General features: G+C 69.3%; 14 protein-coding genes. 8 read left to right on the top strand and 6 right to left on the bottom strand.

The annotated features are described in order from the left end of the window. Window positions 1-432: 432 nt before the first annotated feature. Window positions 433-2,331, top strand: a complete 1,899-nt coding sequence (locus ACFV9T_RS06335; RefSeq protein ID WP_385437050.1) for a tetratricopeptide repeat protein — start codon at window positions 433-435, stop codon at window positions 2,329-2,331. A gap of 5 nt (window positions 2,332-2,336) precedes the next feature. On the opposite strand, the gene ACFV9T_RS06330 is transcribed toward ACFV9T_RS06335, so the two are convergent. Next, the gene (locus tag ACFV9T_RS06330; protein WP_385437049.1) at window positions 2,337-3,086 is read right to left on the bottom strand and encodes an SDR family NAD(P)-dependent oxidoreductase; all 750 of its coding nucleotides are present in this window, start codon (window positions 3,084-3,086) and stop codon (window positions 2,337-2,339) included. 103 nt (window positions 3,087-3,189) lie between these two features. Between ACFV9T_RS06330 and ACFV9T_RS06325 the strand changes: the two genes are divergently transcribed. Beyond that, a complete protein-coding gene (locus ACFV9T_RS06325; RefSeq protein WP_385437047.1) occupies window positions 3,190-3,798 on the top strand; it encodes a TetR/AcrR family transcriptional regulator in 609 nt (202 codons plus the stop codon). A 22-nt stretch (window positions 3,799-3,820) separates the two neighbouring features. Here the strand turns inward: ACFV9T_RS06325 and ACFV9T_RS06320 are convergent, their stop codons facing one another. Next, window positions 3,821-4,294 (bottom strand): hypothetical protein, encoded by a 474-nt coding sequence (locus tag ACFV9T_RS06320; RefSeq protein WP_385437046.1) that lies wholly within the window; start codon window positions 4,292-4,294, stop codon window positions 3,821-3,823. A 390-nt stretch (window positions 4,295-4,684) separates the two neighbouring features. On the opposite strand from ACFV9T_RS06320, the gene ACFV9T_RS06315 reads away from it, so the two are divergent. Continuing rightward, window positions 4,685-5,497 (top strand): phytanoyl-CoA dioxygenase family protein, encoded by an 813-nt coding sequence (locus ACFV9T_RS06315; protein WP_385437136.1) that lies wholly within the window; start codon window positions 4,685-4,687, stop codon window positions 5,495-5,497. After that, window positions 5,482-6,351, top strand: coding sequence for a GyrI-like domain-containing protein (locus ACFV9T_RS06310; RefSeq protein WP_385437045.1), 870 nt, complete (start codon window positions 5,482-5,484; stop codon window positions 6,349-6,351). Before ACFV9T_RS06315 ends, ACFV9T_RS06310 begins: the two co-directional genes overlap by 16 nt. Window positions 6,352-6,355: 4 nt before the next feature. Here the strand turns inward: ACFV9T_RS06310 and ACFV9T_RS06305 are convergent, their stop codons facing one another. The 4 genes from ACFV9T_RS06305 to ACFV9T_RS06290 all read right to left on the bottom strand — a co-directional run bounded on the left by ACFV9T_RS06305 (window position 6,356) and on the right by ACFV9T_RS06290 (window position 9,642). Then, window positions 6,356-7,834, bottom strand: a complete 1,479-nt coding sequence (locus tag ACFV9T_RS06305) for an alpha/beta hydrolase (RefSeq protein ID WP_385437044.1) — start codon at window positions 7,832-7,834, stop codon at window positions 6,356-6,358. Window positions 7,835-7,934: 100 nt separating this feature from the next. Then, window positions 7,935-8,456 (bottom strand): hypothetical protein, encoded by a 522-nt coding sequence (locus tag ACFV9T_RS06300; RefSeq protein WP_385437042.1) that lies wholly within the window; start codon window positions 8,454-8,456, stop codon window positions 7,935-7,937. 157 nt (window positions 8,457-8,613) lie between these two features. Beyond that, window positions 8,614-9,153 carry a GNAT family N-acetyltransferase gene (locus ACFV9T_RS06295; protein WP_385437041.1) on the bottom strand — a complete coding sequence of 180 codons (540 nt, stop codon included), beginning with the start codon at window positions 9,151-9,153 and terminating at the stop codon, window positions 8,614-8,616. A gap of 63 nt (window positions 9,154-9,216) precedes the next feature. Next, the gene (locus tag ACFV9T_RS06290) at window positions 9,217-9,642 is read right to left on the bottom strand and encodes an ATP-binding protein (RefSeq protein WP_385437040.1); all 426 of its coding nucleotides are present in this window, start codon (window positions 9,640-9,642) and stop codon (window positions 9,217-9,219) included. Window positions 9,643-9,757: 115 nt separating this feature from the next. On the opposite strand from ACFV9T_RS06290, the gene ACFV9T_RS06285 reads away from it, so the two are divergent. The 4 genes from ACFV9T_RS06285 (at window position 9,758) to ACFV9T_RS06270 (ending at window position 13,836) form a co-directional block, all read left to right on the top strand. Then, window positions 9,758-10,588 (top strand): helix-turn-helix domain-containing protein, encoded by an 831-nt coding sequence (locus ACFV9T_RS06285; RefSeq protein ID WP_385437039.1) that lies wholly within the window; start codon window positions 9,758-9,760, stop codon window positions 10,586-10,588. Beyond that, window positions 10,585-10,920, top strand: a complete 336-nt coding sequence (locus ACFV9T_RS06280; protein ID WP_385437038.1) for a DUF397 domain-containing protein — start codon at window positions 10,585-10,587, stop codon at window positions 10,918-10,920. The genes ACFV9T_RS06285 and ACFV9T_RS06280 overlap by 4 nt, the downstream gene beginning before the upstream one ends. 76 nt (window positions 10,921-10,996) lie before the next feature. After that, window positions 10,997-11,677: a FadR/GntR family transcriptional regulator gene (locus ACFV9T_RS06275; protein ID WP_385437036.1), complete on the top strand. Its 681-nt coding sequence runs from the start codon at window positions 10,997-10,999 to the stop codon at window positions 11,675-11,677. 338 nt (window positions 11,678-12,015) lie between these two features. Further along, a complete protein-coding gene (locus tag ACFV9T_RS06270) occupies window positions 12,016-13,836 on the top strand; it encodes a glycosyltransferase family 2 protein (protein WP_385437034.1) in 1,821 nt (606 codons plus the stop codon). Window position 13,837 lies beyond the last annotated feature (1 nt).

Here is a 13,837-nt window from a genome sequence, read left to right as displayed (position 1 = left end):
GACGTCGTACAGGCCCGCGATGTCAGCGGCGGCATCCACTTCCACGCCCCATCGATAGAACCCGTCGCGCCCCGCCAACTCCCCGGGGACATCCGCCACTTCGTCGACCGCACCGACGCGCTTGAGCGCCTGAACGCGATCCTCCCGGGTGACGAGGCCGACACCCCACTCCTCGTCTCCGTCTGCGTCATCGCCGGGACCGCCGGGGCGGGCAAGACATCCCTCGCACTGCGCTGGGCGCACCACGCCAAGGGCCGGTTCCCCGACGGGCAGCTCTACGTCAACCTGCGCGGCTACGATCCCGGCGAGCCGGTCGCCCCGCACGAAGCGCTGCACCGCTTCCTGACCGCGCTCGGTACGCCCACCCCGGCGATCCCGGCCGATACGGACGCGGCGGCGGCGCTCTACCGTTCGACACTCGCGAGCCGCCAGATGCTCGTAGTCCTCGACAACGCGGCCACCATCGCGCAGGTCCGGCCGCTGCTCCCGGGCAACTCCCGCTGTCTGGTCGTGGTGACCAGCCGTGGCCGTCTCTCCGGGCTTTCCATACGCGACGGGGCCGAGCGGATCACCCTCGGCACGCTGCCGGAGGCGGAGGCGGTCGCGCTGCTGCGTGCGGTGACCACGGGATACCGCCCGGCGGACGACGGCCAAAAGCTCGCCGAACTCGCCCGCCTCTGCGCCCGCCTTCCGCTCGCACTGCGGATCGCTGCCGAGCGGGCGGCCAATCACCCGCACATGGGCATCGACGAACTGATCACGGACCTCCGTGACGAGTCCGCGCTGTGGGACGCGCTGAGCACGGGCGACGAGGCGGAGGCGGAGGCGGTCCGGACCGTCTTCGCCTGGTCCTACCGGGCCCTCTCCCCCGACGCGGCACGCCTGTTCCGGCTGCTCGGGCTGCACCCCGGCCCGGACTTCGGGCTGGCGGCGGCCACGGCCCTGGCGACGCTCCCGGCCCGGCGTACGCGCCAGCTGCTCGACGTCCTCGTCGGCGCCCACCTGCTCGATCAGACGGCCCCCGACCGCTACGAGTTCCACGACCTGCTCCGCGCGTACGCCGCCGACCAGGCCAAACACGAGGAACCAGCGCCCGCCCGGCTGGCCGCCCTCCGCCGCCTCCTCGACTGGTACGCGCACACCGCCAACGCGGCGATGGGCTTCCTGTGGCCCCACCGCAAGCCACTGCCACTCGAACAGCCAGCTGTCACACCGGCGTTCGCCGACTACGACCAGGCAGCGGACTGGGCGGAGCGGGAGCAGGCCAACCTCGTGGCGGCGGTGCGCGTCGCCGAGCGGGAGAAGCTGGACGTCCACGTCACCTACCTGGCCGACCTGGTCTGGTCGGCGCGGGCGCCGTCCGCCGCGATCCCGGACCTCCTCCCCGTCATGGAGCAGGGGCTCCGCGCGGCGCGGCGGTCAGGTGACCGCGCGATGGAGGCGCGGCTGCTGGAAGCGCTCGGGCTGGGCAGCCGGATGGCGAACCGGCCCACGGCGAGCCGGGAGTTCCTGGACGCCGCCCTGGCCCTGCGGCGGGAACTGGGCGACCGGAGAGGAGAGGCGGCAGCGCTCAACGCGCTCGGGCTGCTGGCCCTCCGGGCCCGGCATCTCGACACGGCCGACGGGCATTTTCTCCAGGCAGTGGCCCTCAGCCGCGACCTGAGCGACAGCCGGATGGAGATCGTGGCCCGCTCGAACCTGGCCACGTCCCGCCTCCAGGCCGGGCGCCTCGATGAAGCGGAGCACGACGCGCGGCGGGCGCTCGATTTCCACCGCGAGGCGGGCAACAAGCGCAGCATCGGCAACGCGCTCCGCATCCTCAGCGCCGTCCACCTCGACCGGGGCGAACCGCAGGAGGCCCTACGCGCGGCGGACGAGGCCGTCGACATCGCGCTCGAACTGCGCAACACCACCCTCGAAGCGTATTGGCTGCTCACCCAGGCCGACGCGCTGCGCGGACTGAGACGGTTCGGGGACGCGCTGGAAGCGGGGCAGCGGTCGGTGGCGTTGCACGGCAGGCTGGGAGACGCGTCGCGGCAGGCGATGGGGTGGCACGGGGTGGGCGAGACGTACCAGGCGATGGGGCGACGCGCGGACGCCGCGCCGTTTCACCGGATGGCGGCGGAGGCGCACCGCGCGCTCGCCGAGCCGTGGCACGCCGCCCTCGCGCTGGACGGGCTCGCCCGTGCGATGCGAGACGACGACCCGGAGGCGGCGCGTCGGCACTGGGCGGAGGCGCTGAGCCTCCTCGCCGACTACGCCGACCCCCGGGCGACGACCGTACGTAGCGGCATCGAACGCCGGTTGGCGGCGCCGGGCGACACGGGCTAGGCGCGTCAGATCTGGTTCTCGCCGCCGTCGACGTACACGTTGGCTCCGAGCATGAAGGTGCTCTGGTCGGAGGCGAGGAACGCCACGAGCCCGGCGACTTCCTCCGGGCGCCCCATCCGGCCTATCGCCAGACCCGCGGCGAGGTTCGCCCTGCCCTCGGTCGCGTTCTCCTCGCCGAAGACGTTCGTGATGCCGGGGGTGTCGATCGGGCCCGGCGAGACGGCGTTGACCCGGATGCCGCGGTCCTTGAGTTCGTTGGCCCAGGTCCGCGCGTAGGAGCGGACGGCGGCCTTGGAGGCGGCGTACGTGCCGAACGCGTGCGTGCCGTTGTCGGCGGCGGTGGAGGCGTTGAGGATCACCGAGGCGCCCTCGTTGAGCAACGGCAGCGCCTTCTGGACGGTGAACAGCGTGCCCCGCACGTTGACGCCGAAGGTCTGGTCGAAGTGCTCCTCGGTGACCTCCTCCAGCGTGGCGAACGTCGCGGCGGCGGCGTTGGCGAACAGCACGTCCAGCCCCCGGCCCCGGGCGCGGACCGCGTCGTACAGGCGGTCCAGGTCGGCCAGGTTCGAGATGTCGCCCGCCACCGCGGTGGCCCGCTCCGCGCCGATCGTCTCGACGGCCGCGTCCAGCTCGGTCTTGCGCCGACCGGTGATGAAGACGTACGCGCCCTCGTCCGCCAGCCGTACGGCGCTGGCCAGGCCGATCCCGGTGCTGCCGCCGGTGACGACGGCGGTCTTGCCTTCGAGCTGTCCCATGGGAATGACCTCCACAAAGTTCCGCAAAGTTCAGTACCGAGCGGTACAGAACTAGACCGTAGCACCTTCTGCATCGATCGGTACAGAAAGGTAGGCTGGTCTCATGGAGAGCAGTCGGAAGGCGCCGGTCGGTCGGCCCAGAGGCTTCGACGCCGACGCGGCCCTCGAACAGGCCATGCGGGTCTTCTGGGAGCAGGGCTACGACGGCGCCAGCCTCACCGACCTCACCAGCGCCATGGGCATCACCCGCACCAGCATGTACGCGGCCTTCGGCAACAAGGAGGACCTGTTCCGCAAGGCCCTGGAGCGCTACGAGGAAGGCCCCGCCTCGCACACGACCCGGTCCCTGGGCGAGCCGACCGCCCGGCAGGTGGCCACCGCCTTTCTGAACGGCTCCGTACGGGCCACCACCCGCCCCGACTGCCCCGCCGGGTGCTTCGGCATCCAAGGCTCCCTCGCCGCGGGTGAATCCGGAAGCAACGCCCGCGACACCCTCACCGCCTGGCGCAACGAGGGCACCGACCTCTTCCGCGACCGGTTCCAGCGAGCCGTCGACGAGGGCGACCTGCCGCCCGACACCGACCCCGCACTGCTCGCGCGCTACCTCATGACCGTCGCCAACGGCATCGGCGTCCAGGCCGCCAGCGGCACCTGTCGCGAGGACCTGCAGCGGGTGGCCGACATGGCCCTGCGGAACTGGCCGCCCGCCTGAGCCCAGCCGGGGTGTACGGCAATCACACCGGCGCACCCGGCCCGCTGGGGAGATCGGCGTCACCGATCTTCGCGACCGCCGGTTGCGGAAGTGGCTCGACGATAGCCGCGTCGCGCCCGTCAGCGGTCCTCAGCAAGAAGGGATGCCCGACAAAAGTGCTCAGCACCCGATGCTGGCCTGGCTGAATCGCCCCAAAGGATTGCAGCTGCCCCTCCCAGTCGACCCAGTGCAAATCAAGCGGGACCGCGGCGTTGTTGACGATACGGATCGAGGTCTGGCGTGTGCTGTTCTGCGACCTGAGCTGCCGCCAATCCACTCCGCGTGTCACGGTGATGGCTGGAATGCAGGGAGGGATGGCTGGCACCAGATACCTCACGGCCCAGGCAAAGCCCGCCTGCGCATACACGGTGAGTGCCAGCAGGAGGAGATCCATGCCGCTCGCGTCAAAGGCGAGGCGCGCCGCGCCGACCAAGGCGCCGACCACGATCAGAATCACGAGGGAACTCATACGAACAGCCATGGTCCACCTGCGTGCTTGCCGTCGCTCACCCTCTCCCAATGAGTCCCTGAACCTCGTCACGTAATCATCGGTCCTGGGAATCAGCAGTGAGCTGACGAATCCGGCGAAGGTGATGAGTCCCCAGAGTGACGCGAGTACAGATTCCATATGTCCCCTCGGATGGACTCCGCTCAGCCCGCGGTGAGGCAAGCAGGCAAGCCCCTGCCGTAACCCTGCCCATCGCAACACCGTGGGCAACGGGCAACGGGCAACGGGCAACTCCGCGGCCGCTGGGCGAACTGGCGATCACCCGACAAAAGCGGTGCGGGGAATGTCGGGCGATCGGGGCCGGGGCCGCCGCACGGTGGGGGCATGGATGACACGACCATGGATGACACGACCCTGGTATCCCGCTTCCTCCGCGACGGCTTCGTGAAGCTGGAGGGCGCCGTCGCGCCGCGCGTGGCCGCCGACTGCGCGCGGCTGCTGTGGCGGGAGACGGGCTGCGCCCCGGACGACCCGTCGACGTGGACGCGGCCCGTGCACTGGGTGGGCGGCATGGCGCAGGGGCCGTTCGCCGCCGCACCCAACTCCCCGTCGCTGCACCGCGCGTACGACCTGCTCGTCGGCGCGGGACGCTGGGAGCCGCGCTACTCGCTGGGCACGTTCCCGCTGCGCTTCCCGCACGAGGAGGAGCCCGACGACGCGGGCTGGCACATCGAGGGGAGCTATCTACCGGAAGGCGAGAGCTGGTACTTCACGAATCTGCGCTCCCGGGGCCGGGCGCTGCTGATGCTGTTCCTGTTCAGCGAGGTCGGTGAGGAGGACGCCCCGACCCGCATCAGGGTCGGCTCACACCTCGACGTGCCGAAGGTGCTGGAGAAGTACGGGGAGGACGGGGCGAGCGGGCTGACCCTCGCCCCCGATCTGGTGGCGGCGTCCGACCACCGGCCACTCGCCCTTGCCACCGGGTCCCCGGGCGACGTCTTCCTGTGCCACCCCTTCCTCGTGCACGCGGCTCAACCGCACCATGGGGCGCGGCCGCGCTTCATGGCGCAGCCGCCGCTGATGCCCGCCGCACCGTACGAACTGGAACGGGCCGACGGCGCGTACTCACCCGTCGAGATCGCGATCCGCCGGGGCCTGGGGAAAGAGGGGAAAGAGAAAGAGAAGGGAAGCCGGGCATGCTGGAGCGGCTGAACCAGGCCATGGAGCACATCGAGGGCCGCCTCGACCAGGACCTCGACGCGCAGGAACTGGCCCGCATCGCGGCCACCTCGGAGCACCACCTGCGCCGGATGTTCTCCGCGCTCGCGGGAATGCCGCTGTCGGAGTACGTCCGGCGCCGTCGCCTCACCCTCGCGGGCGCCGAAGTGCTCGCGGGACGTGAATCGCTGCTGGCGATCGCGGTGCGTTACGGCTACGGCTCCGGCGAGGCGTTCGCGCGGGCGTTCCGTGCCATGCACGGCATCGGGCCGGGCGAGGCCAGGCGCACCGGCGCCGCACTCACCTCCCAGTCCCGGATGGCCTTCCGCCTCACCATCGAGGGGAGCAGCAGGATGCGATACCGCGTGGTGGACAAGGCGGACTTCACCGTGGTCGGGCTCAAGACCCGGGTACCGCTGGTGCATGCGGGGCCGAACCAGGCGATCATGGATTTTGTCCGTGGGATCGATCCGCAGACCCTGGAGCGCTTGGAGAAGCTGTCGGATCAGGATCAGGAGCCGCACGGCATCGTCGCGGTCTGCGACGGCATGGACCCCAGCCGCGCCGAGGGCACCGAACTCGACTACCACCACGGCGTGATCACCTCCGCGCCCGCCCCGGAGGGCACGACCACGCTGGCCGTCCCATCCGGCACCTGGGCGGTCTTCACCACCTCCGGCCCGGTGCCCCAGGCCATCCAGGAGCTGTGGCGTGACGTGTTCACCGAGTGGTTCCCGTCGAACCCGTACCGCACCCGCACCGGCCCCGAGATCCTGCGCACCCGCCTGTCGCCGGAGATGACCGAGGCCGACGCCGAACTGTGGCTGGCCGTGGAGCCCGAGCGCTGATGCGCTAGTCGCAGACGACATCCCGTGACGGGCGCTCGCCCGTCGCGAGGAAGTGGGAGACGGTCCGGTCCCCGCAGGCGTTGCCGTTGGCGAGGTAGGCCTCGTGGCCGGTGGAGTTCACGGTCACCATGACGGCTCGCCGACCGAGGGCGGTACGGAGTTCAAGCGCCCCGCCGAGCGGCGTAGCGGCGTCACGCCGGTTCTGGACCATGAGGACCGTGGACGGGCCACGGTCGGTGATCCGTACGGCGGGCTCCCCCGGCTCGTACGGCCAGGCGGCACACACCGCCGCGCCCCTCGGCATCCCCCCGGTCAGCGGGTACGCGGCGCGGCTCTCGGCGACCCCCTTCTCGTACGCGGCCGCCGACCTCGGCCAGGCGGCGTCGTTGCAGAAGGTGGCGACGCCGACCGCGGTGGCGTTCTGCTGGTCCGCGGCGGACGGCTCCTCCGGCACGGGCGGCACGTCACCCTTCCGTACGGACAGGATCAGCCGGGCCAGGGCGCGGTAGTCGGGGTCGTAGAAGCTGTCCAGCACCAGCTGGCGGAACACGTTCCCGTTCAGCTCCTCCGGGTTGGCGCCGGGCCACGGCAGGGGCTCACGGTCGAGGCGCGCGGCGAGGCGCAGGACGAGGCGGAGCACCCCGGCCGGGGTCCCGGCCACCCGGTCGGGGTTGCCCGGCCGGGACGCCCACGCGGCGAACTCGGCGAAGGTGTCCTCGGCACCCTCCTCGAACCCGGCGAACCAGGCCCGCGCCACGCGCACATGGTCGGGGTCGAGGTTGCTGTCCAGTACGAAGCGGTCGGCGCGGTGCGGGAACAGCTCGTTGTAGACGGCGCCGACGTACGTCCCGTACGAGACGCCCCACGCGGAGATCTTCGCCTCCCCGAGCGCCGCCCGGATACGGTCCAGGTCGCGGGCCTCGTTGGCGGAGCTGATGTGCCGCAGCAGCGGGCCGCCGTCGCGCGCGCAGGCCTGCGACATCCGCCGCGCGGTGGCCATGCTCTCCGTGACGGACCCGTCGGCGGCGGGCCAGGGGAAGAACGTCGTCCGGGCGAGGTCACCTCGTTCCACGTCGCAGCTGACCGGGGTGGAGCGGCCGTACCCCCGGGGATCGAACCCGATCAGGTCGTACGTGTCCCGTACGTTCTGCGGCAGCTTCTGCCCCTTGCCCGAGGGCTCGTCGAGGCTGCCGCCACCGGGTCCGCCGGGGATCATGAACAGGGCGCCCCGGCGTGCCTCCGGTTTCTCGGCCGGGATACGGGAGAACGAGACGGTGATCTTCTTGCCGTGCGGGTCGGCGTAGTCCATCGGCACCTCGATGCTCGCGCACCGCTGCCGTGGATCGAGGCCTGTCCCCTGGCACGTCGTCCAGTCGAGGCGCGGGGACTCGGCGGAGGCGGACGCCGTGGCGACGGGTACGGCGAGGCTCAGGACGGCGGCGGAAGCGGCGAACAGAGCTGCGTTTCGCTTGATGCTCGTCATACGGATGAGCTTCGCCCGGCCCGTCCATCACCGACATCCTGTTAACAGGCCCTTGCGCGCTGGGGTTTACCCCACAGGGTTGTGTAGGCGCGATCAGGCTTCAGCCGAATGCGATGTCGCCGTCCGTGCTGTGCAGGGTGATCTGTCCTGCACGAGCTCCCGCCTGCTGCTCAGGGGACAGAGTGGCCCACCATCTCCGTGCCCCGTCCAGCATGTCGAGGGCGAACTGGTCGACCATGAGATTGAGGGCTCTGCCGCTCTTGTTCATGTGGACGGTGTTCCCTAGATCGCCGGGAGTGCAGAAATAGAACTCATCGAGCGCGTCGCGAGCCGACCTTGTCGTGTCGTCGCTTCCTTCGTGCAGCAAGGCGCAGCGGAGCCCGTAACAGTCCGCGCCGGACAAGTACTTGATCTCTTCCCTGTGGCCCGGAGACCCGGCGTATCTCGTGTAGGCGGGGGCCACGAAGGTTTCGAACCATGCGACGTAGGGTCGCCTCGTGCCCGTGCGGTCCGGGTCGCTGGCCTTCGTGCAGATATCCGGCAGCGTCAGGGCCAGCACGAGCGCCGCATGCCAATTCCGTTTCCGCACAGCCTGCTCAAGCCCGTCGAAGAAGCCTTCCACTCGCGCCCCTTTCCTCGTATGGCGCCTCGTGCGCCGCAGAGCCAAGGATGCCGGTACCGCGGAGCCCCCATGGCGGCGCGAGGGCTCCGCGGTCGCCTACTTCGGGCAGTTACCGCGAGGTCCTGGCCGCCGAACGCAAGCGACCCAGCTCAGAACGTCAGATCCTCGAACTACGGGCGATGCGGTACAGCACATTCGGACGCAGCGGCCCCGGGGGCGCGGTGGGGTCGTCAAAATCGTCGGTCACGTCCCGGGTCATGCCGATCCGGCGCATCACCGCCTGCGAACGCAGGTTGGCAGCCGTTGTCACAGCAAGGATCTCGGAAAGCCCAAGAGTGTCGAAGCCGTGGGCCAAGGCCTTCAGCGCGGCCTCGGTAGCGTAGCCGTGGCCCCAGGCCGAGCGGGCGAGCCTCCAGCCGATCTCCACTCCCGTAAACGGCATGCCGTCATCCACCTCGTCCAAACCCGCGAAGCCGATGAACTCGCCCGTGGCCTGCACCTCAACCGCCCACCACCCGTAGCCCCGCTGGTCGAACTCGGCCTGGAATCGCGCCACAGAAGCATCGCTCTGTTCGCGTGTAAGCAAGTCGCCCAAGTGCTCCCGAACTTCGGGATCAGCATTCATCGTCGCCCACGGTGCAAGGTCGGAGTCCCGCCATCGACGGAGGGTGAGACGATCGGTACCCAGGTCATCCATGCTGCCCAGCCAACGTGAGCTCTGGCCTCAGGGCAATCCCTTTTCCCTCCGGGCCACACCGCGTTAGTCGCGTCGTGAGGTGACGTGCGCCCAGACGGTTTTGCCGGGGCCTTGGCGTTCCTTGACGCCCCAGTGGTCGGCCAGGGCCTCGACCAGGAGCAGGCCACGGCCCTGTTCGTCGACGGAGGTGGCGGTCTTGGGGGTGGGCTGGCGGTCGTGGGTGTCGGATACCTCGATCTCCAGGCGGCCGGTCTCGTGGTCGTACCGCAGGAGCAGGGCGAAGTCCCGGCCCGGGACGCGGCCGTGGAGGACCGCGTTGGCGGCCAGTTCGGCGACGACGAGCACGGCGGCGTCGCTGGGGCCGAGGCCCCAGGAGGCGAGCTGGTTGGCGGTCAGCAGACGGGCGAGCCGGGCCCCGCGACGGGTGGCGGAGAATCGCTGTGCGAACGTACGTACGGTGACGGGGACTTGGCCCTGTGGTGCGGTCATGGGCGGAAGCGTTGCGGTGTGGGGGCGGCCCCAGCCAGGTATGACACCCACCCAGTTTCGTCTGTACCAGTTGACTCGCTGGACTGGGGCGGTCACGTGCGGTGACGATAGACGTATGGCAACAGACAAGAGCGAACCCGAAGTCTCGGACAGCCTCAAGACCTTTGGCGCCGTACTGAAGGTGCTGCGGGACGAAGGCGGCCTGACGCAAGAGCAGTTCGCCCCGAAGGTGCGGTACTCGGTGACATACGTCGCCAAGATCGAGCAGGGCAGGCGCTTCCCACCGAGGGAACTCGTCCCGCGCACGGAGGAGGTTCTCGGCTCCCTGGCTGGGCGGGTTCTGGGTGCGGCGTACCGCAGCCTGACACGGAAGGTGGGCCTCGCGTCATGGGTCCAGCACTGGGCGGGCATCGAAGAGGAGGCGGTTACTCTCCTCGCGTACGACTGCGCGGTTGTACCGGGTCTGCTGCAGCCCGAGCCGTACATCCGCGCAATCTCCGATCGATACATCCCGCACACTCCTGCGGAGGAGTACGAGCACCAGGTGATCGCCCGCCTGGCAAGGCAGCAGTTGTTCGCGGACTTGCCGAACACCTCGTTCAGCTTCGTCATCGAACAGGCTCTGCTGGACAGGTGTTTCGGTGGCATCGAGGTCACCAGGGCCCTTCTTGACCACCTCCTTGAGCAGCAGGCCCGCCAGAACGTGGAAATCCAGGTCATGCCGCTGCGACAGGAGGACCACTTCGGCTACGAAGGGTCGATGCGCCTCGCCGAAACGGCCGACCACCGGTGGTTGGGGTACATCGAAGCGCACGGCACCAGTGCACTGATCACCGAGCCCAAAGCCGTCAGTGCAATGCATCAGCGCTATGGCAAACTGCGCTCACAGGCTCTGAGCCCTCAGGCCACCACGAGCCTGCTGGAGCAGATGCGAGGAGCGCTATGAGCAGCACCACCGAACTCAACTGGTTCAAAAGCAGCTACAGCGGCGGCGGGGGCGGCGAGTGCGTCGAGGTTGCGGTGAGCCCCGGCGCCGTGCACGTCCGCGACTCCAAGGACACTCAACTCGGCCAGCTGACCGTCTCACGACAGGCATGGTCGACCTTCACCGCCGAACTCGACTGGCACAAGAGCAGCTACAGCGGCGGAGGCGGCGGCGACTGCGTCGAGGTGGCGGTCCGCCCCGACGCCGTGCACGTCCGCGACTCCAAGGACACCCAACTCGACCGGCTCACCGTCTCGCGCGAGGCCTGGGCCACATTCACCGCGCAGCTCTGAGGAACACCCCGCGCCGCTGCCGCTAAGCTGACCGGAATCGGAGGTGGCGGTGGCGGCGGCGCAGGCGCGTGGTGGGATGGCTGGGGACATCCAGGAGCGCATCAAACGGCTCATCATCGACCGGCGGCTCCCCTCCGGCGCTCCGCTGCCCACCGAGACGGAGCTGATGGAGCTGCTCGGCGTCAGCCGCAACTCCGTACGCGAAGCACAGAAGGCACTCCAGGCCATGGGGATCGTCGAGATCCGGCACGGCTTCGGGACCTACGTCGGACCCATGTCGATGGCGCCGATGATCGAGGGGCTGATCTTCCGGACCGTCGCCGGTCACTATCGCGGCGAGGACAGCCTGCTGCAGCTGCTGGAGCTGCGCGAGGCCGTCGAAACCGGGCTGATCGCACGGCTCGCCGGGCGGATACCGGCGAAGGACCTCACCACGCTGGACGCCATCGTGCAACGCATGACGGCCGAGGCCGCCGAGGGGGCCGTACGGAGCGAGACGGATCGGGCGTTTCACGCCGCGCTGTACGGGAGCCTGGACAACACGCTGCTCAGCGAGGTGCTGGAGGCGTTCTGGGACGCGTTCCACCGCGTACGCACCGATCTGGTCGACGTGCCGACCGACCCACAGGTGACCCTCGCCCAGCACCGCCACATCCTCGAAGCGGTGCGGTCCGGCGACGCCCTACGCGCCGAAGAGGCGATTCGCGACCACTTCTGCAACATCCGCAACAGACTGCGTTCGCCGCATCACGAATAAGCCGTTTTCGCGACCGGTCGCGACGACCCCTCCTTGCGCACCTTTGTCCGAATAAGGGCGCGTTTCGCATTGCGATCACACGGACCCGTTCGAGACCCTGACCTGGGTGCACCACACACCAACATGCCCTGCACCACGGGGTGTTGGGGTGCCCCGGGGGGAAACCGGACGGGAGGGGTCCGGCACACTTCGTACACAAGCAGAACGCGGCTATTCCATATTCGATTCCATTCGATGGGTCCGGCCGCTCCACTATCGTGCCCGTACGGCCGTGGGGGGCCGTGTTGGCCAGGAGAACGTGACGACACGCAGCCAGCCCGCGTGCGGGGGGAATGATCATGACGTCGACGCCGACAGGCGCCCGGCAGCATTCGCATGACCAGGATTCGTACGACTCGTCCACCACGACTCGCTTACGCATCCCGCGTCAGCAACGGCCTCACCGGCGGCGGCCGCTGCCGAAGTACGACTACGAGCACTACAGCAGACTCGCGGGACCACTCACCCAGCCCGATCCGACCCAGCCGTACCGCGTGCGCTACCGCAGCCTGCTGGCGGACGAGCCGCACCGCATCCGCGCCGCGCTGCTGCTGGGCGCGGCGCCGCTGGTGTCGCTGGGGCTGCTGTTATGGCTGATCCAGCCCGCGCACTGGACGGAGCGCGACGGCCAGAGCCCGACCATGGCGGTCCTGGACACCATCATGCTGGTCTCGATCGGGCTGATCGAGCTGTTCCGCACGATGAACGTCGCGTCCAACGCGCACGCGACGCTCGTGGCCCGCGACCCGGTCCCGGTCGTACCCGAGAAGGGGACGAAGGTCGCCTTCATCACCACGTTCGTGCCCGGCAAAGAGCCGATCGAGATGGTGACGAAGACGCTGCAGGCGGCGGTCAGGGTACGGCACCGGGGGGAGCTGGACGTCTGGCTGCTGGACGAGGGGGACGACCTTGAAGTGAAGGAAGTGTGCGCGCGCCTGGGCGTGCGCCACTTCAGCCGCAAGGGCGTCGAGAAGTGGAACCAGGCCAAGGGGCCGTACCGGGCGAAGACCAAGCACGGCAACTACAACGCCTGGCTGGACGCCCACGGCGACGCGTACGACTTCTTCGCGTCGGTCGACACCGATCACGTTCCGCTGCCGAACTACCTGGAGCGGATGCTCGGTTACTTCCGCGACCCGGACATCGCGTTCGTCGTCGGCCCGCAGGTGTACGGGAATTACGACGCGGCGGTGACGAAGGCCGCCGAGAGCCAGCAGTTCCTGTTCCACGCCCTGATCCAGCGCGCCGGGAACGCGTACCGCGCGCCGATGTTCGTCGGCACGAACAACGCGGTGCGGATCAGCGCCATCAAGAGCATCGGCGGGTTGTACGACTCGATCACCGAGGACATGGCGACCGGCTTCGAGCTGCACCGCCACCGCAACCCCGCCACCGGGCGGAAGTGGGGCTCGGTCTATACGCCGGACGTGCTCGCGGTGGGCGAGGGGCCGAACGCCTGGACGGACTTCTTCACGCAGCAGCTGCGCTGGTCGCGCGGTACGTACGAGACGATCCTCGGGCAGTTCTGGAAGGCGCCGTTCTCGCTGCCTGCGGGCAAGCTCTTCAACTACACCCTGATGGTGATCTTCTATCCGATGTCGGCGCTGAACTGGATCCTCGCCGGGATCAGCTGCGCGCTGTTCCTCGGGTTCGGGGCGTCCGGTATCCAGATCGATCCCGCCATCTGGATGATGCTCTACGGCAACGCGTCCGCGCTCCAGATCGGCCTGTACATCTGGAACCGGCGGCACAACGTCTCGCCGCATGAGCCGGAGGGGTCGGGCGGCGTCGCCGGAATGGTGATGTCGGCGATGTCCGCGCCGATTTACGCACGCTCCCTGATGGATGCGGTACTGCGCCGCAAGAGCCGGTTCGTCGTCACCCCGAAGGGCGACTCGTCGAGCCCCGACACCCTCTTCGGGACGTTCCGGATCCACCTTTTCTTCCTGGTGGTCTTCGGCGGGTCGCTCGCCTCTTCCTTCTACTTCGGCCACAGTCATCCAGCGATGACCGTTTGGGCATCACTCGCCCTGGCTATCACAGCCGCTCCGATCATCGCCTGGCGGTGGACCGTCCGCCAGGAGAAACGGACAACGCAGCCCGCTCTTGGGGGACGATAAG

It is taken from the genome of Streptomyces sp. NPDC059850 (genome assembly GCF_042731515.1).
GTDB lineage: Bacteria > Actinomycetota > Actinomycetes > Streptomycetales > Streptomycetaceae > Streptomyces.
This window is presented reverse-complemented; position numbering and strand designations above follow the sequence as displayed.

Coding starts and splice junctions, on each gene's coding strand:
- ACFV9T_RS06330 (WP_385437049.1), bottom strand. CDS start 3,086: ATGGGACAGCTCGAAGGCAAGACCGCCGTCGTCACCGGCGGCAGCACC.
- ACFV9T_RS06315 (WP_385437136.1), top strand. CDS start 4,685: ATGGATGACACGACCCTGGTATCCCGCTTCCTCCGCGACGGCTTCGTG.
- ACFV9T_RS06295 (WP_385437041.1), bottom strand. CDS start 9,153: ATGGATGACCTGGGTACCGATCGTCTCACCCTCCGTCGATGGCGGGAC.
- ACFV9T_RS06285 (WP_385437039.1), top strand. CDS start 9,758: ATGGCAACAGACAAGAGCGAACCCGAAGTCTCGGACAGCCTCAAGACC.
- ACFV9T_RS06335 (WP_385437050.1), top strand. CDS start 433: ATGCTCGTAGTCCTCGACAACGCGGCCACCATCGCGCAGGTCCGGCCG.
- ACFV9T_RS06270 (WP_385437034.1), top strand. CDS start 12,016: ATGACGTCGACGCCGACAGGCGCCCGGCAGCATTCGCATGACCAGGAT.
- ACFV9T_RS06275 (WP_385437036.1), top strand. CDS start 10,997: ATGGCTGGGGACATCCAGGAGCGCATCAAACGGCTCATCATCGACCGG.
- ACFV9T_RS06310 (WP_385437045.1), top strand. CDS start 5,482: ATGCTGGAGCGGCTGAACCAGGCCATGGAGCACATCGAGGGCCGCCTC.
- ACFV9T_RS06280 (WP_385437038.1), top strand. CDS start 10,585: ATGAGCAGCACCACCGAACTCAACTGGTTCAAAAGCAGCTACAGCGGC.
- ACFV9T_RS06305 (WP_385437044.1), bottom strand. CDS start 7,834: ATGACGAGCATCAAGCGAAACGCAGCTCTGTTCGCCGCTTCCGCCGCC.
- ACFV9T_RS06325 (WP_385437047.1), top strand. CDS start 3,190: ATGGAGAGCAGTCGGAAGGCGCCGGTCGGTCGGCCCAGAGGCTTCGAC.
- ACFV9T_RS06290 (WP_385437040.1), bottom strand. CDS start 9,642: ATGACCGCACCACAGGGCCAAGTCCCCGTCACCGTACGTACGTTCGCA.